General features: G+C 75.0%; 16 protein-coding genes and 1 pseudogene. 1 reads left to right on the plus strand and 16 read right to left on the minus strand.

Annotated elements, in window-relative coordinates; all coding sequences use genetic code 11:
• A complete protein-coding gene (locus Y09_RS10670; RefSeq protein WP_345742993.1) occupies positions 1 to 936 on the minus strand; it encodes a phosphotransferase in 936 nt (311 codons plus the stop codon).
• Between Y09_RS10670 and Y09_RS10675 the strand changes: the two genes are divergently transcribed.
• Positions 896 to 1,429: a GNAT family N-acetyltransferase gene (locus Y09_RS10675; RefSeq protein WP_053917734.1), complete on the plus strand. Its 534-nt coding sequence runs from the start codon at positions 896 to 898 to the stop codon at positions 1,427 to 1,429. The genes Y09_RS10670 and Y09_RS10675 overlap by 41 nt on opposite strands.
• On the opposite strand, the gene Y09_RS10680 is transcribed toward Y09_RS10675, so the two are convergent.
• The 15 genes and pseudogenes from Y09_RS10680 to Y09_RS10740 all read right to left on the minus strand — a co-directional run bounded on the left by Y09_RS10680 (position 1,387) and on the right by Y09_RS10740 (position 12,996).
• A complete protein-coding gene (locus Y09_RS10680) occupies positions 1,387 to 2,385 on the minus strand; it encodes a hypothetical protein (RefSeq protein WP_053917697.1) in 999 nt (332 codons plus the stop codon). The genes Y09_RS10675 and Y09_RS10680 overlap by 43 nt on opposite strands.
• Positions 2,382 to 3,695, minus strand: a complete 1,314-nt coding sequence (locus Y09_RS10685; RefSeq protein ID WP_053917698.1) for an acyltransferase — start codon at positions 3,693 to 3,695, stop codon at positions 2,382 to 2,384. The genes Y09_RS10680 and Y09_RS10685 overlap by 4 nt, the downstream gene beginning before the upstream one ends.
• 119 nt (positions 3,696 to 3,814) lie before the next feature.
• Entirely contained in the window at positions 3,815 to 4,486 is a 672-nt protein-coding gene (locus tag Y09_RS17880; protein ID WP_053917735.1) for a response regulator transcription factor, read from the minus strand.
• A 438-nt stretch (positions 4,487 to 4,924) separates the two neighbouring features.
• Positions 4,925 to 5,626: pseudogene (locus Y09_RS17885) on the minus strand (histidine kinase); the annotation flags it as partial.
• A 162-nt stretch (positions 5,627 to 5,788) separates the two neighbouring features.
• Entirely contained in the window at positions 5,789 to 6,709 is a 921-nt protein-coding gene (locus tag Y09_RS10695) for a class I SAM-dependent methyltransferase (RefSeq protein WP_053917699.1), read from the minus strand.
• Between the two features lie 39 nt (positions 6,710 to 6,748).
• Positions 6,749 to 7,651, minus strand: a complete 903-nt coding sequence (locus Y09_RS10700) for a phosphotransferase (protein ID WP_053917700.1) — start codon at positions 7,649 to 7,651, stop codon at positions 6,749 to 6,751.
• Positions 7,651 to 8,823 carry an acetyl-CoA C-acetyltransferase gene (locus Y09_RS10705; RefSeq protein ID WP_053917701.1) on the minus strand — a complete coding sequence of 391 codons (1,173 nt, stop codon included), beginning with the start codon at positions 8,821 to 8,823 and terminating at the stop codon, positions 7,651 to 7,653. The genes Y09_RS10700 and Y09_RS10705 overlap by 1 nt, the downstream gene beginning before the upstream one ends.
• 121 nt (positions 8,824 to 8,944) lie before the next feature.
• A complete protein-coding gene (locus Y09_RS10710; RefSeq protein WP_148639621.1) occupies positions 8,945 to 9,409 on the minus strand; it encodes a hypothetical protein in 465 nt (154 codons plus the stop codon).
• Positions 9,399 to 9,962 carry a hypothetical protein gene (locus tag Y09_RS10715; protein ID WP_200716792.1) on the minus strand — a complete coding sequence of 188 codons (564 nt, stop codon included), beginning with the start codon at positions 9,960 to 9,962 and terminating at the stop codon, positions 9,399 to 9,401. Before Y09_RS10715 ends, Y09_RS10710 begins: the two co-directional genes overlap by 11 nt.
• A gap of 5 nt (positions 9,963 to 9,967) precedes the next feature.
• On the minus strand, positions 9,968 to 10,561 hold the full coding sequence (locus Y09_RS10720) for an RNA polymerase sigma factor (protein WP_053917703.1): 594 nt from the start codon (positions 10,559 to 10,561) through the stop codon (positions 9,968 to 9,970).
• Positions 10,558 to 11,235, minus strand: coding sequence for a hypothetical protein (locus tag Y09_RS10725; RefSeq protein WP_053917704.1), 678 nt, complete (start codon positions 11,233 to 11,235; stop codon positions 10,558 to 10,560). Before Y09_RS10725 ends, Y09_RS10720 begins: the two co-directional genes overlap by 4 nt.
• 4 nt (positions 11,236 to 11,239) lie before the next feature.
• On the minus strand, positions 11,240 to 11,797 hold the full coding sequence (locus Y09_RS10730; RefSeq protein ID WP_053917705.1) for a DUF6286 domain-containing protein: 558 nt from the start codon (positions 11,795 to 11,797) through the stop codon (positions 11,240 to 11,242).
• Complete coding sequence (locus Y09_RS10735; protein ID WP_234695700.1) at positions 11,794 to 12,132, minus strand: Asp23/Gls24 family envelope stress response protein; 339 nt, start codon at positions 12,130 to 12,132, stop codon at positions 11,794 to 11,796. Before Y09_RS10735 ends, Y09_RS10730 begins: the two co-directional genes overlap by 4 nt.
• A 92-nt stretch (positions 12,133 to 12,224) precedes the next feature.
• The gene (locus Y09_RS17680) at positions 12,225 to 12,401 is read right to left on the minus strand and encodes a hypothetical protein (RefSeq protein WP_200716793.1); all 177 of its coding nucleotides are present in this window, start codon (positions 12,399 to 12,401) and stop codon (positions 12,225 to 12,227) included.
• A gap of 64 nt (positions 12,402 to 12,465) precedes the next feature.
• Positions 12,466 to 12,996 (minus strand): Asp23/Gls24 family envelope stress response protein, encoded by a 531-nt coding sequence (locus Y09_RS10740; protein ID WP_053917707.1) that lies wholly within the window; start codon positions 12,994 to 12,996, stop codon positions 12,466 to 12,468.
• Between the last annotated feature and the right edge of the window lie 3 nt (positions 12,997 to 12,999).

Raw genomic sequence — 12,999 nt, forward strand, 5'->3', positions numbered from 1 at the left:
TCACCCCTCGACGCGCGCCCGCACCTCGGCCAGCCACGCCACGCCGATCGCTCGGCCGTCCGGGAAGGTGTCCTCCCGATCCCAGCGCCAGGTCGTCGCGAGCGCGAGCGAGAGGGTGCGGCACTCCTCGAGCAGCGCCGGTTCGCGGCCCGGAGAGTGTGCGGCAGCCGCGGCGGGAGCGTGGGCGAGGTCGAACTCGACGGGCCCGCGGCAGAAGGTCTCCAGGTCGATGAACCGTGGCCCGGCGGGGGTGTCCAGCAGGTTCCCGGGATGCTGCTCGCCGTGCAGGATCTGCTGCGGGCCGCTGGTCGCCGCGCGATCGGCGAGACGGGCGAGCGTCCCCTGCAGCAGGGTCCGGTCCTCGCGGGCGAGAGCCGGGGTGCGCGCAGGATCCTGCAGCAGGTCCAGGGCGTGCCCCACCCGGTCCGCGAGCGGTGCGACGGGCAGGTCCAGTGCCCGCATCCCCGCGTGCAGCGCCGCGAGCGCGGCCGCGAGCTCCGTCGGCGGAAGCTCCGTGCGGTCGCGGACGGGGAGGTGTTCCCAGAGCGTGATCGCGTGCTCGCCGCGCATGTGCACCGACGGTGCGAGGCGCGGGTCGGGAGGGCCGACGGGCGCGCCGACGGCCTGCAGCGCCTCGGCCCGCTCGAGCTCGATCGCGAGCTCCTCGGCGCGGTCGTGCGGGCGATGCGCGCCACGACGTCGCAGGGCAGAACCCGCAGCGTGAGCGTGTTCGAGGCGTGCAGCACCGTCGCCTCGTCGGCGGGCAGGTCGAGCGCCGTGAGCAGCGCAAGGGCGGTCGGCACGCGGGGGTCGTCCATGGAGGAGACGGTACGGCCTCCGGGCCAGCGTGCGGAGGACTATGCTCTGCGGGTTCCCGATCGCCAGGGAGGGCCCCATGCAGATCCTCGACGCGACCGCGCAGCACGCCGACGGCATCGCCGCGATCTACAACCACGCGGTCGAGCACACCACCGCGATCTGGAACGAGCGCCTCGTCGACGCCGAGGACCGCGCGGCCTGGCTCGCCGCGCGACAGTCGGACGGCTTCCCCGTGCTGGTCGCCCTCGAGGAGGACGGGACCGTGCTCGGCTACGCCACCTACGGTCCCTGGCGCCCCCACGACGGCTACCGCCGCACCGTCGAGCACTCCGTCTACGTGCGCGAGGGGCTGCGCGGGCGCGGCACGGGCTCGACGCTGCTCAGCGCGCTGATCGAGCGCGCCCGCGCGCAGGGCCTGCACGTCATGGTCGCCGGGATCGACGCGGAGAACCTCGGCTCGGTGCGCCTGCACGAGCGCTTCGGCTTCACCCGCGTGGGCGTCCTGCCGGAAGTGGGGATCAAGTTCGGGCGCTGGCTCGACCTCGCCTTCCTCCAGCTCGTCCTGGATCAGGACGCGCCCGACCGGAGGTCGACGAGCGCCGCGTCCTGAACGCCCCCCGGCCCCTCGCCCGACCGGTGTCGGCCGATCGGGGCCGGCTGCGGGACCGTGCCGCCCGGCGGGTGGCGCGTGGGGTCGGAGCCCGCCGCGGGAAGCGCTCGGCGCAGGCCCTGCACACCGATGACGGCGAGCACGGCGCAGGCCAGGAGCAGCATCGCGGCCAGGAGGGTCGGAGCGCTCTCCTCGAGCACCAGGATGCCGATCATGGCGGCGGTGACGGTGTCGGTGAGGGTGGTGCCGGCCACCACGGTGGGCGGGGCGAGGTCACGGTGGGCTCGCTGCAGGAGCACCGAGGCGAGAGTCCCGGCGAGCATGAGCAGGCCGACGGCCAGGAGCGTGGCCGGGTCCGCGAGGACGGTGGGGAGACCCTCGTCCAGCACCAGGTCGACGTGCGCCTTCACCACCGTGGTGATGCTCGCGAAGGTCATCGCCGCCGTGCCGAGACCCAGCAGGGCTCCGGTCGCGCCCACCCGTGGGGTGCGCCGACCGGCCAGGGTCACGACGACGGCGACCAGGACGAGGCCCGCGAGGATCGTCAGCACCGCCGTGCGCTCTGGATCGAGGTCATGACCGCTCGGCTCCGCCGGATGGGCGGCGAGCACCGCGACGAACCCGACCACCCCGACGATGCAGGCCGCCACGGCCAGGAGCGTGCGGCGCGTGAGCACCACCTGTCCGGAGCGGGCGGCGAACAGCGTCGACGCGGCGAGGGCGACGATGTTCACCGACTGCACCGCGCTGACCGGTGCGAGCGCGAGCGCCCCCAGGTTCGTCCCCACTGCGGTGGCCAGCAGGACGGCCCCGCCCCACCACCGACGGTCGTGCAGCCAGACCCGAGAGCGCCCGTGAGCTGCCTGGACCGCTCGGGACTGCAGGTCGACGCCCGCGGCCAGCAGCAGCGCACCGACGAGCCCGATGCCGAGACCGGCGAAGAGGGCGCCCGTCATCGCACGCCGCCGGCGACCGGCACGAGCAGGGCCCGGGGGACGCGTACCCGGTGCAGGGCGAGCAGCAGCAGGACCACGGCGCCCATGGCGGACAGCGCCGTGGCCCCGGCGGCGAGGACGAGCCCGAGAGCGAGGATGCCGAGCCCGATCGCCTGCACGGCGCGCACGGAGGACCGCGTCGGCCGCGGCATCCGGAGCCGCTCGAGAGGCCCGGCGACCCAGGCGGCCGCCGCGGTCAGCGCGATCGAGGCCGCCAGCCACAGCGGCCGGGTCGCCCACCACTGGGCGGTGGAGACCTCCGGCAGTCCGAGCAGTCCCTGCCCCGCCATCAGCAGGGCCCCGCCGGCGAGCGGCAGCAGAACCGAGAGATTCCACAGGTAGAAGGTCATGGTGCGGGAGGTGACGAAGCCGGTCACGGCTGAGACCCGGGGGACGAGGGCGAGCCGGGCGAGCCGGGGGCGCAGCAGGGAGAGCACCATCGTCTGCGCGGCGCCGAGCACCAGCAGCGCCGTGGTGGGCGGGTTCAGATGCGCGATGAGATCCGGCGACCAGACGCCGCCCAGCATCATCGCGGCGAGGAGCGCCACGGCCCCGATCGCACCCAGCATCCTGCCCCGACGGGACAGCCTCTCGAGGTGGCCGTCGGCGAGCAGGAAGCCTGCCTGCTGGAGCGCCAGCCAGACGAATCCGAGGTTCGCGTAGCCGACCGCATCGATCTCGGTCCGGGCACGCAGCACGTCGACCAGCACCGCCCCGCCGGCGAGGACGAGCAGGCCGGCCCACGGGGCGCGCCCGTGCAGGCGCAGCAGCGCCGGCAGCAGGGCCTGGACCCCGAGGAACACGGCCAGGAACCACAGCGGCTCGCGCCAGCGCAGGCCGGCCTCCGCGAGCAGTCCCTCCGGCACACCGAGGGAGTCCAGGGCGGTCAGGGCCAGGGCGAGCACGGCCAGGGGTGCCAGGGCGGGCACCAGGAGCCGGTGCACGCGCTCGGTGAGGAAGTCCGCCGACGAGCCCCCTCGTGCCCGCAGGCGGCGCAGCCCGATCGCACCCGCGAAGCCGCTGACCACGAAGAACAGCGGCATCACCTGCAGCAACCAGGTCAGCGGCGGATACCAGTCGGCGCCGCGCGTGGCGTACTCGAGCACCGGCCCGGCATCGCCGAGCGTGACGGCGACCTGGAGGCCGTGCACCAGCATCACGGCGCCGACGCACAGCGCTCGGACCAGGTCGATGCCGGGATCGCGGTGGGCGGCGACGGGTGGTGCGGGCAGCGGGGACGGTCGGTGGGGCGAGAGATCGGTGACGGCCATGCGGGCTCCTCCTCGGGTGTTGCCGAGGAGGTTAGGAACGGGGGGCCTCGCGCCGCGTCGCGCTCGGGAGCGGTTCCTCCCTCGCTCTCAGGAGCGAGGCGGGTGGTCCCTCCGGGGAATCAGTGCGCCGGGGAGACCAGGCCGTTGTCATAGGCGAAGATCACGAGCTGCGCCCGGTCGCGGAGGCCCAGCTTCGTCAGCAGGCTGCCCACGTGGGTCTTCACGGTGTGGTCGGAGATGAACAGCTCCTCTCCCACCTCTCGATTCGAGCGACCCTGCGCGACCAGCTGCAGCACCTCGCGCTCTCGGTCCGTGATCCGGGCGAGCAGAGCGGCGTCCCGCGGCGGGCGGGGACGCCGCGCGGCGAACTGCGCGATCATCCGGCGCGTGATCCCCGGGGAGAGCAGCGCATCCCCTGCGGCGACCACCCTGACAGCGTGCACAAGCTCCTCCGGCGTCGCGTCCTTCAGCAGGAAGCCGCTGGCCCCCGCCTGGAGGGCGTCGTGGACGTAGTCGTCGATGTCGAAGGTGGTGAGCATGAGGATCCGGGGCGGGGGAGAGGCCGGGAAGCCCGGCGCCCCGATGCGCTCCGTCGCCTCGATCCCGTTCATCTCCGGCATGCGCACGTCCATGAGCACGACGTCCGGTCGGAGTCTCGCCGCCTGCGCGACGGCCTCCCGGCCGTTGGTCACCTGACCCACCACGCGCACGTCCGGCTGCGCGTCGAGCAGGGCCGCGAAGCCGGCGCGCACCATGGCGGCATCGTCCGCGATCAGCACGGTGATGGTCATGCGCGCTCCCGGGGATCGGTGGTGAACGGCAGGTGGGCGAGCACGGTCCACCCTCCGTCGGGCGTGGCGCCGTGCTCGAGCGTCCCGGTCAGCCGACCCACGCGCTCCTGCATGCCGCGCAGCCCGTTGCCGGTGACCGGGGGCGCCGGGGACAGCGGTGCCGGCGGGACCCCATTGTGCACACGGAGCGTGACGGCATCGGGCCCGTACGCCACATGCAGCTCGATCCCGGCGCCGGGGCGCGTGGCGCACGGCGTTGCTCAGCGCCTCCTGCGCCACCCGATAGGCGGTCAGGTCCACACCGGCCGGGAGCTCGGCCGACGGGCCGTCCATCCACAGCTCGACCTCGGCCCCGGCGCGGCGGAAGCCCTCCACCAGCTCGGGGATCTCCGCGACGCCCGGCTGAGGGGACAGCTCCGGGGCGTGGTCCTCGGTGCGCAGCACCCCGAGCAGACGGCGCATCTCCGCGAGGGAGCTGCGGGCGCTGCGGGCGATCTCCTCGAACTCCGCTGCGGCCTCGTGGGAGAGGTCCGGGATCCGGTAGCGGGCCGTGGAGGCCTGCACCTGGGTCAGGGCGGTGCTGTGAGCCACCACGTCGTGGAGCTCCCGGGCGATCCGGGTGCGCTCCTCGACCAGCAGACGTCGTTCCAGCTCGGACGCCGAGAGCCGACGCTCGCGATCCAGCTCCGCGCCCACGCGGAGCCGACTCGCCAGCAGCACCGCCACGAGATACACCGCCGCCGTCGCCGAGGAGGCCACGATGAGATCCCCGGCTGAGGTGCTCGCCCGGCCCAGCAGCGGTGCGGCCAGCAGCGGGCCGAGGTTCCCGATCGCGAGGGCCACGCCGCCTGCTCGCCAGCCGTGCACGATGGTGGTCACCAGCACGAGGAGCGCGAAGCCGATCATCGCCGGCACCGACCAGGGCCAGGGCCAGGTCGCGCCGCCCGTCTGCAGCGAGACCAGCGGCAGGGTCCAGACCGCGAGACCGGCGAGGAGGCCCGCCGCGCGCGGGCGCGGCAGCGCCAGGAGCGCGGATCCGGCCAGCGCCGCACTGAGCGGCACGGCCAGCACGATCGGGGTGGCGTAGAGGGCGACGTGGATCGCCACCAGCACGATGAACAGGGCGAGAGCCGCGATCATCAGGACGATCAGCGCCGCCGGACGCGACGGCGGGGCACCGATGCCGTGCCCAGTCGCCTCCGGAGGGTGCGGGTCGTCGAGAGGGCTCGGGGAGGGAGTGGTCACGGGTCGATGCTAGGGAGGCCGGCGCCGGCGCGCATCGCTCGGAGGTACCGGGTCGGGTCAGACCTCCGGGCGCAGCTCGAAGACCCAGCAGACGACGCCCGCCTGCCCGGCCTTCGCCGCGTCGGTCGCCTCCCGCGCCCAGGGATGCAGTTCCCAGATGTCCGGCGGGCCCGGGGTGAGCCGCCCGGCCTCGTGGGCGGGGTCGACGGTGCGCTCGCCGTGTCGGCCCTCGAGGCACTCCCGCACGACGAAGCCCTGCGGCACCGCGGCGCGGAGGTAGTCGCCGAGGCCGTGATGGTGCCCCTCGACGTAGCCGACCCGTCCGTCGGGGGCCGTCTTCACCAGCGGATAGCGGGCAGAGCCGAGGAAATGGGTGCGGGTGTCGAGGGCGATCAGACGCCCGCCCGGGCGCATCACCCGCGCCGCATCGGCGAAGAAGGGAGCCAGGTCCGGCAGATGCGTGAGCGCGAGGCTGCACACCACGTGCCGGACCGCCCCGTCCGCGAGCGGCATCGCGGTGAGGGCCCCGTGCTCGAAACGGGCCTGCGGCACGGCGGCGCGGGCACGGGAGAGCATGCCCTCGGAGAGGTCGATGCCGATCACCTCGTGGCCCCGCGCGACCAGCTGCGCGGAGACCGCACCGGTCCCGCAGGCGGCGTCGAGCACGGGCCCCGGGGCGAGGGCGTCGAGCAGCGGGGCGAGCAGGTCGTCCCGCATCGGGAAGCAGCCGTTGTCCTCGCCGTCGTAGGTCGTCGCCCAGTCGTCGTACCCGTCGACCACCGGCAGCGGGGCGACGTCGACGCCCGGTCCCAGCTCCTCGGCGCGGTCCAGGAGCTCGCGCACCTCGGCGAGCCGGGCCTCGGTGAAGGCGCGGTCGTGCTCGCCGGCGAAGGCGCGCATCAGGGCGACGCCCTCGAGCCCCAGCAGATAGGCGAGGGGGTGCTGGTGGATGGTGCCGTCGGCCGGTGTCTCGCTCATGCGGGCATCCTCGCGGCGGGGCCCCGGCGCGGCCAGTGATTATCCGACAGGCGCGTCCTCGAGGAGGCGCCGCAGCGTGGAACGGCCCAGCGCCGCCATCGTCGGATTCGAAGGCTCGTAGTACCAGACCAGGCCGATCGCCTGCGCGAAGGCCCAGGCCGCGCCCCGCTCCCACTCAAGATCCGAGCAGCCCAGCCGCTCCCGGAGCCGTCGGCGCCGTCCGGTGTCCAGGAGGTGCCAGGCGCCGACGAGGTCGAGCGCCGGGTCCGCGGGGGAGAAGCCGCCGCTGTCGAGCACCCCGGTCAGTCGCCCCTGCGCGGTGAGCAGGTTCGCGGGGATGAGGTCGCGGTGGCTCATGACGTCCGGGGCGTGCCGCTCGAGCAGGCGCCACCGCTCCCAGCGCGCTGCGAGCGCGTCGACCGGCAGCAGCTCGCGCGACCGCTCCAGGCATTCGCGCACCCACTCGTCGTGCGTGCGCAGATCACCGCCGCGGCCCGGTCCGCGGAACGTCCGCCCCTGTGTCGGGACGTCGCGGAGGGCGAGGAGCAGGTCGGCGAGATCGTCGGCGAAGGCGTCGGAGCCGGCGACCACCTGCGGGTCCGCGACCTCGCCGGGGATCCAGGTCTGCACCGACCAGGGCATCGGGAACTCGGCCGACGGCTCCGCGAGCACGACGGGCTCGGGGGCGGGCAGCGGGCAGGCCGCCGCGAGCTCCGCCATCGCCGCGTGCTCGGCCGCGAGGGCCTCACGGGCGGTCCCGGGGTCGGAGGGCACCAGGGGGAAGCGCGCCGCGAGGTCCTCGCCGATGCGGACGACGGTGCTGGTCGTCGCCGCGCTCGGGACGGGTCGGAGCGTCGCCGGGTCGGTGCCGGGCAGGACCCGGGCGATCAGCCGCGCCGCCCTCTCCGGCGAGAGGTCGAGCTGGCCCGGGTGCATCGGCATCAGCGCGAGAGGAGCAGTGCCTCGCCCTGGCCGCCCCCTCCGCACAGGCCCACCGCGGCGGTGCCGGTGCCGCGCCTCGCCAGCTCATGGGCCATGTGCACCACGAGCCGGGACCCGGAGGCGCCGATCGGATGGCCGAGCGCGATCCCGCCGCCATGGACGTTCACGACCTCCTCGTCGAGGCCCAGGGCGCGCTGGGAATGCGCGACCACCGCACCGAAGGCCTCGTTGATCTCGACGAGGTCGAGCTCGGCGGCGGCGAGGCCCTGCTTCTCCAGCGCACGGGCGATCGCGTCGGCCGGCTGGGCCTGCAGGGAGCCGTCGGGTCCCGCGGTCTGCCCGGACGCGCCGATCCGGGCCATCACCTGCCATCCCTCGGCATCGGCGCGGGCGGAGGTGGTGAGCACGAGAGCGGCGGCGCCGTCGGAGATCTGCGAGGAGTTCCCGGCCGTGATCGTGCCGCCCTCGGCGAAGGCGGGACGCAGGGCGCCCAGGGACTCCTCGGTGGTGTCGGGACGGATGCCCTCGTCGGCCGTGACCTGGACGGGCTCCCCGCGTCGCTGCGGCACCGGGACCGGGACGATCTCCTCGGCGAGCAGCTCGCTCGCGGCGGTCGCGCGCTGATGCGAGAGCGCCGCGACCCGGTCCTGATCCTCGCGGCTGACCCCGAAGCGGGGGTTGTGCCGCTCGGTGGACTCGCCCATGCTCACCCGGTCATGGGCGTCGGTGAGGCCGTCGTGTGCCATGTGGTCCAGCGCCTCGAGCGCCCCGTACTTCCAGCCCGCGCGGGAGCCCATCAGCAGATGAGGCGCCTGGGACATGGACTCCATGCCGCCGGCGACCACGACCTCCGCATCGCCCGAGGCGATCATCCGCGCCGCGTCGATCACCGCGGTCAGGCCCGAGAGGCACACCTTGTTGACGCTGTGCGCGGGGGCCGACCAGGGGATGCCGGCGCCGAGCGCGGCCTGGCGGGCGGGGTTCTGGCCGGAGCCGGCGGGCAGCACCTGCCCCATGATCACGGCGTCGACCGCCGCGGCGTCGACCCCGCCGCGCCCGAGCGCGCCCTCGATCGCGAAGGCGCCGAGCTGCGGGGCGGGGACGGAGGACAGCGCCCCCTGGAGGCGGCCCTGGGGGGTGCGTGCGGCGGCGACGATCACGATCTCGGTCATGGGAGCCCTCCCGACGGTGACGGCGGTGTCTGCCGTCATTGTGCCGCACCCGCCTCGGACCGGGAGGCCCGGCAGCGGAGCGGTGGGCCCGGGGGACTGCTCGGGTCGAGGGACCGGGGGGTCAGGGGGTCGAGAGGGACTGCACCCGCACGAGCACCCGCGGCACGTCCGGGGCGGGACGATCCGGATCGGCGCCGACGGCGGTGCCGCCCCGCGGGTCCGTGTCCTCGGCCGCCGCCCCGGACACCGCCCGCTGGACGGTGCGCTGGACGTCCTCGACGATGCGGCGCACGGGCAGTGGCCCCTCCACGCCGATCTCGACGGTCACCTCCCCGCTGTCGCGGTCGACGACCAGCCCGTAGCGGGCGGAGGAGGCGTCGCTGCGGCGCAGCCGCGCATCGAGGGTGCGCAGGGCCGTCGCGATCCCCGGTTCCAGGCCGCTCACCCCCGGCACGGCCGTGACCGCGCCGACGAGGTCGGCGACGTCGACGCGGGGGGCGGGCGGGGCGAGCGCTCCCACCGGGTCGGCCGCGGCAGGGACGGTGCGGAGGGTTGCAGGGTCGGTGGGGGCGGGGTCAGTGCTCATGGAGGTCCTCGATGTGGACGTCGACGGTGAGGCCGGTCAGGCCCAGCTCGGTCTCGGCGGCGCGATGCACCGCCTCGCGGATCCGCTCGGCGAGGCCGGGCAGGTCCGGGGTCCCCAGGAGCGCCGACACTCGGCAGCGCGCCCGGGTGGGCAGTCCGCGGGTGCGGCGCTCCGCGGCGCCGTCCTCCTCGTGCTCGAAGGTGGTGCGCAGCGCCCTCGCGCCGGGGATCGCGTCGATCTCGCGACGCACGAGCGTGCGCAGGGTCAGCTCGGACACGGTGAACGGGCCGGCCGGTGTGGGCGGCATGTGCACGTGCGCGCCGTGGCGGGCGTCGGCGCGCACCGACTCCTTGACCGCGGCGAGGGCGGAGCCGGAGAGCTGCACCGAGCTGTCCCCGGCCCTCTCCAGGCGGTCCCACTCCTCGTGCGTCGTGCGGATCAGGTCCAGGTAGCTCCGGGTCGCGGCGGGGTTCTCCCCGTCGGCGTCGCGGCGCGGGCGATCGGGCCCCGGAGGAGCGGACTGCTCCGGGTCGTGGTCTGCGGGGTGCGGCATCGGGGTCACCTCCATTCCTCCATCTCTTCGACGATGCGGGCGCGGGCACGGGCGATCCGGCCTCTCACCGTGGGCTCCGAGGCGTCGACGGCGCTGCAGATCTCGCGATAGGACATCCCGTCGACCTCCCTCAGCACCCAGCACAGGCGCATCGCCGGGTCGAGCGTCTCGAGCACTCGGGCCAGGGCGCTCATCTGGGCGTTGACCAGGGCGCTGCGGGCGGGGTCGGCCGCAGCGCCGCGATCGGTCCGCGCGGCGTCCGGGGAGCTCTCGAGCGCGGGCTCGAGATCCTCGGCGGCCGCGGGGGCGGTGGCGCGGCGGGCGCGTCGCCGCACCACGTCGGTCGCGGAGCGGGAGCAGATCCGGGCGACCCAGCCGCGGAACGCGGCCGGCTCCTCGAGCAGGTGCAGTCGGCGCCATGCCAGCACCAGGGTCTCCTGCACCAGGTCCTCGGCCTCCTGCCGGTCCCCGACCACCATGAACGCGATGCGGAACAGGCGTCCCTGGTGACGGTCGACGAGCTGCTCGAAGGCGGTCGCGTCGCCGTCCTGCGCGCGCAGGACCAGCGAGCGCTCCTCCTGGCCGGGATCGGGGCTCATGCCGGATGCGCCGCTCGCACCTCGGGTGCGGGGGACGGCGTGGCCGAGGACGGCGCGGCCGACGACGGCTCGGGCCCGCCGAGCACCGCGCGGGACGGGGCGGCCGTGGAGCGGAGATGGACCAGCAGGTCCACCGTCCGCGGCCCGGTGCCGAGGACCGTGCGGACGTCGTCGGCGAGCAGCTCGCGGACGGCCTCGACGGTCCATGCCGTCTCCGCGTCCTCGGCGACCGTCACCGAGGCCTGCACCGCCGGGTCGGAGGCGGCGCCGCTGAGCCGAACGCTCGCCTCCACCACTCCGGCGACCTGCTCGACGTGCTCGGTGAGGGCGCGTTCGAGGACGGACGGATCGAGAGTGCCCAGGAGGCCGCCGTCCTCGTCGCGCAGTCGCAGGGTCGGCGTCCGGACCCGGGAGGGGATCTGTGCCAGGAGCAGCCAGATCCCGAGCAGCACGGCCACGACGCTCAGCACCGCGGCGACGGGGAGCAGCCACTGCTGATGGGCGGCGGCGAGCGAGGCGGGGGTCGAGTCGCCGTGGGGCAGGATCGCCTCGGCGTCGGGCCAGCGGTCGGCGAGGCCGACGGCGGCCGATGCCGTCCAGGCGGCGGCCAGCAGGGCGAGAACGGCGGCCGCCACGAGGACGAGCCGGTTGCGGGAACCGGAGACGGAGCGCATGGGATCAGTCCTCTCGTGTCATCCGCTGGACCCGCACACGGGTGCGGAGCGGTCTCTCGGGGCGGAGCTCGTCGACGGCCTGCTCGGCGGCCGCACGGGCCCCTCGCAGCACGGTCTCCGAGTCGTCGACGACGGTGCGGGCGAGCACGTCCAGGCGTCGACCGGTGAGGGTGGCCCGGGCGCTGTGCACCCCGTCCACGGCCTCCACGCGTCGTACGGCGCGTCGGCCGAGGTCCCGGTGGGGGACGGCGGTGGTCCCGGGCACCTCGCCGCGCAGCACGACGCGGCGCGAGGGGCGGCCCGGGATCAGGGCCGCGAGCAGCAGGACGAGGCCGAGCGCGGCGAGGACGCCCGCCGTCACGAGCACGGGCGTGGAATCCAGGCGTCGCCCGCCGATGTCGGCGAGCACGCCCTGTGCGGAGGCGGGCCAGGCGCCGTACAGCAGCAGGCTGCCCAGCAGCCAGACGCCGAGGAGGCCGCCGGCCAGCACCAGCACGCCCAGCAGCGTCGTGGGGACGCTGCGCGCGGGACGGCGGACCAGGCGGGGCGGGGTGGTGCTCATCGCAGGGCCCTCCTCGCAGTGCTGGTGGGTCGGAGCCACGAGATCGAGACGTCCAGGCGTCCCACCTCGAGGCCGGTCAGGTGCTGCACCCGCTCTCGCACCCGATCGCGCAGGGCGGCCAGGGCGGGGGCGAGCGGCGTCGGGAACTCCACGCCCACATCGAGGCTCAGCACGGCGGTGCGGCCGTAGAGCTCGCAGCGGGCCGAGGGCCGGGAGTCGAAGTCACGGCGCGCGCCGACGCCGAGGACCCCGCCCGCGCCGGAGCCGACGAGCGCCGCCTCGGAGGCGACCTGCTCGGCGATCCGGGCGACGACCTGCGCGGGGACGCTGGTCACGCCTCGGTCCTGAGGGGGTGCGGGTGTCGGGGCGGGAGCCGGGGCGGTCCCCGGCCCCTGCGGGGGCGCGGTCCCGAGGGCGGTGTCCATGGTCACTGCCTCCAGCGATCGGTCAGTCCCCGCACCTCGATGCGGCCCTCGAGCGTCATCCCGACGGCGAGGCCGATCGCCGCGAACAGCAGGACGAGGAAGAACTGGCCGAAGCTGCCGAAGGCCAGGACGGCACCGAGCAGCAGACCGATGAGCAGGGCGAACTGTGATGTCTTCATGCGTGCTCCTCGAGCGTGGGGCGGGTGCGGGGCGGGCGCGCGGCCCGCCCCGGCACCCGGCGGATCACTTCAGGTCGGTGCTGCGCTGCTCGGCGGCCGGCTCGTCGTCCTGGCCGGGCAGGTGGACGTCGACGACGTTGACGTTGACCTCGATGACCTCGAGGCCGGTGGTGCCCTCGACCTGGTCGATGACGTTGCGACGGATGGCGTTGCCGACCTCGACGATCGAGGCGCCGTACTCGACGACGACGGTCACGTCGACCGCCGCCTGGGTCTCGCCCTTCTCGACGCCGATGCCGCCGGTGACGTTGGTCTGGCCGTTGGGGATCCGGTCGGTGACGGCCGAGAAGGCGCGGCGCACGGCATTGCCCATGTCGTACACGCCGGGGACCTCGCGGGCGGCCATGCCCGCGATCTTGGCGACCACGGTCTCGTCGAGGGTGGTCACGCCGCGGCTGGTCTGCAGCGGACCGCGCGGTGTGGACTCCCGCTGCTCGCGGAGCTCCTGGCCGCGCGACTCCTTCTCGGCGGCGGCCTGCTCGGCCGCCTTCCGCTCCTGCTGCTGGCCGGTCTGGGGGATCTTCGACTCGGACATGAG

Source organism: Brachybacterium sp. SW0106-09, from assembly GCF_001293905.1.
Classification (GTDB): domain Bacteria; phylum Actinomycetota; class Actinomycetes; order Actinomycetales; family Dermabacteraceae; genus Brachybacterium; species Brachybacterium conglomeratum.

Coding starts and splice junctions, on each gene's coding strand:
- Y09_RS10695 (WP_053917699.1), bottom strand. CDS start 6,709: ATGAGCGAGACACCGGCCGACGGCACCATCCACCAGCACCCCCTCGCC.
- Y09_RS10675 (WP_053917734.1), top strand. CDS start 896: ATGCAGATCCTCGACGCGACCGCGCAGCACGCCGACGGCATCGCCGCG.
- Y09_RS17680 (WP_200716793.1), bottom strand. CDS start 12,401: ATGAAGACATCACAGTTCGCCCTGCTCATCGGTCTGCTGCTCGGTGCC.
- Y09_RS10725 (WP_053917704.1), bottom strand. CDS start 11,235: ATGCGCTCCGTCTCCGGTTCCCGCAACCGGCTCGTCCTCGTGGCGGCC.
- Y09_RS10710 (WP_148639621.1), bottom strand. CDS start 9,409: ATGAGCACTGACCCCGCCCCCACCGACCCTGCAACCCTCCGCACCGTC.
- Y09_RS10715 (WP_200716792.1), bottom strand. CDS start 9,962: ATGCCGCACCCCGCAGACCACGACCCGGAGCAGTCCGCTCCTCCGGGG.
- Y09_RS10700 (WP_053917700.1), bottom strand. CDS start 7,651: ATGCCGATGCACCCGGGCCAGCTCGACCTCTCGCCGGAGAGGGCGGCG.
- Y09_RS10670 (WP_345742993.1), bottom strand. CDS start 936: ATGCCGTCGGCGTGCTGCGCGGTCGCGTCGAGGATCTGCATGGGGCCC.
- Y09_RS10705 (WP_053917701.1), bottom strand. CDS start 8,823: ATGACCGAGATCGTGATCGTCGCCGCCGCACGCACCCCCCAGGGCCGC.
- Y09_RS10740 (WP_053917707.1), bottom strand. CDS start 12,996: ATGTCCGAGTCGAAGATCCCCCAGACCGGCCAGCAGCAGGAGCGGAAG.
- Y09_RS10685 (WP_053917698.1), bottom strand. CDS start 3,695: ATGGCCGTCACCGATCTCTCGCCCCACCGACCGTCCCCGCTGCCCGCA.
- Y09_RS17880 (WP_053917735.1), bottom strand. CDS start 4,486: ATGACCATCACCGTGCTGATCGCGGACGATGCCGCCATGGTGCGCGCC.
- Y09_RS10730 (WP_053917705.1), bottom strand. CDS start 11,797: ATGAGCACCACCCCGCCCCGCCTGGTCCGCCGTCCCGCGCGCAGCGTC.
- Y09_RS10720 (WP_053917703.1), bottom strand. CDS start 10,561: ATGAGCCCCGATCCCGGCCAGGAGGAGCGCTCGCTGGTCCTGCGCGCG.
- Y09_RS10680 (WP_053917697.1), bottom strand. CDS start 2,385: ATGACGGGCGCCCTCTTCGCCGGTCTCGGCATCGGGCTCGTCGGTGCG.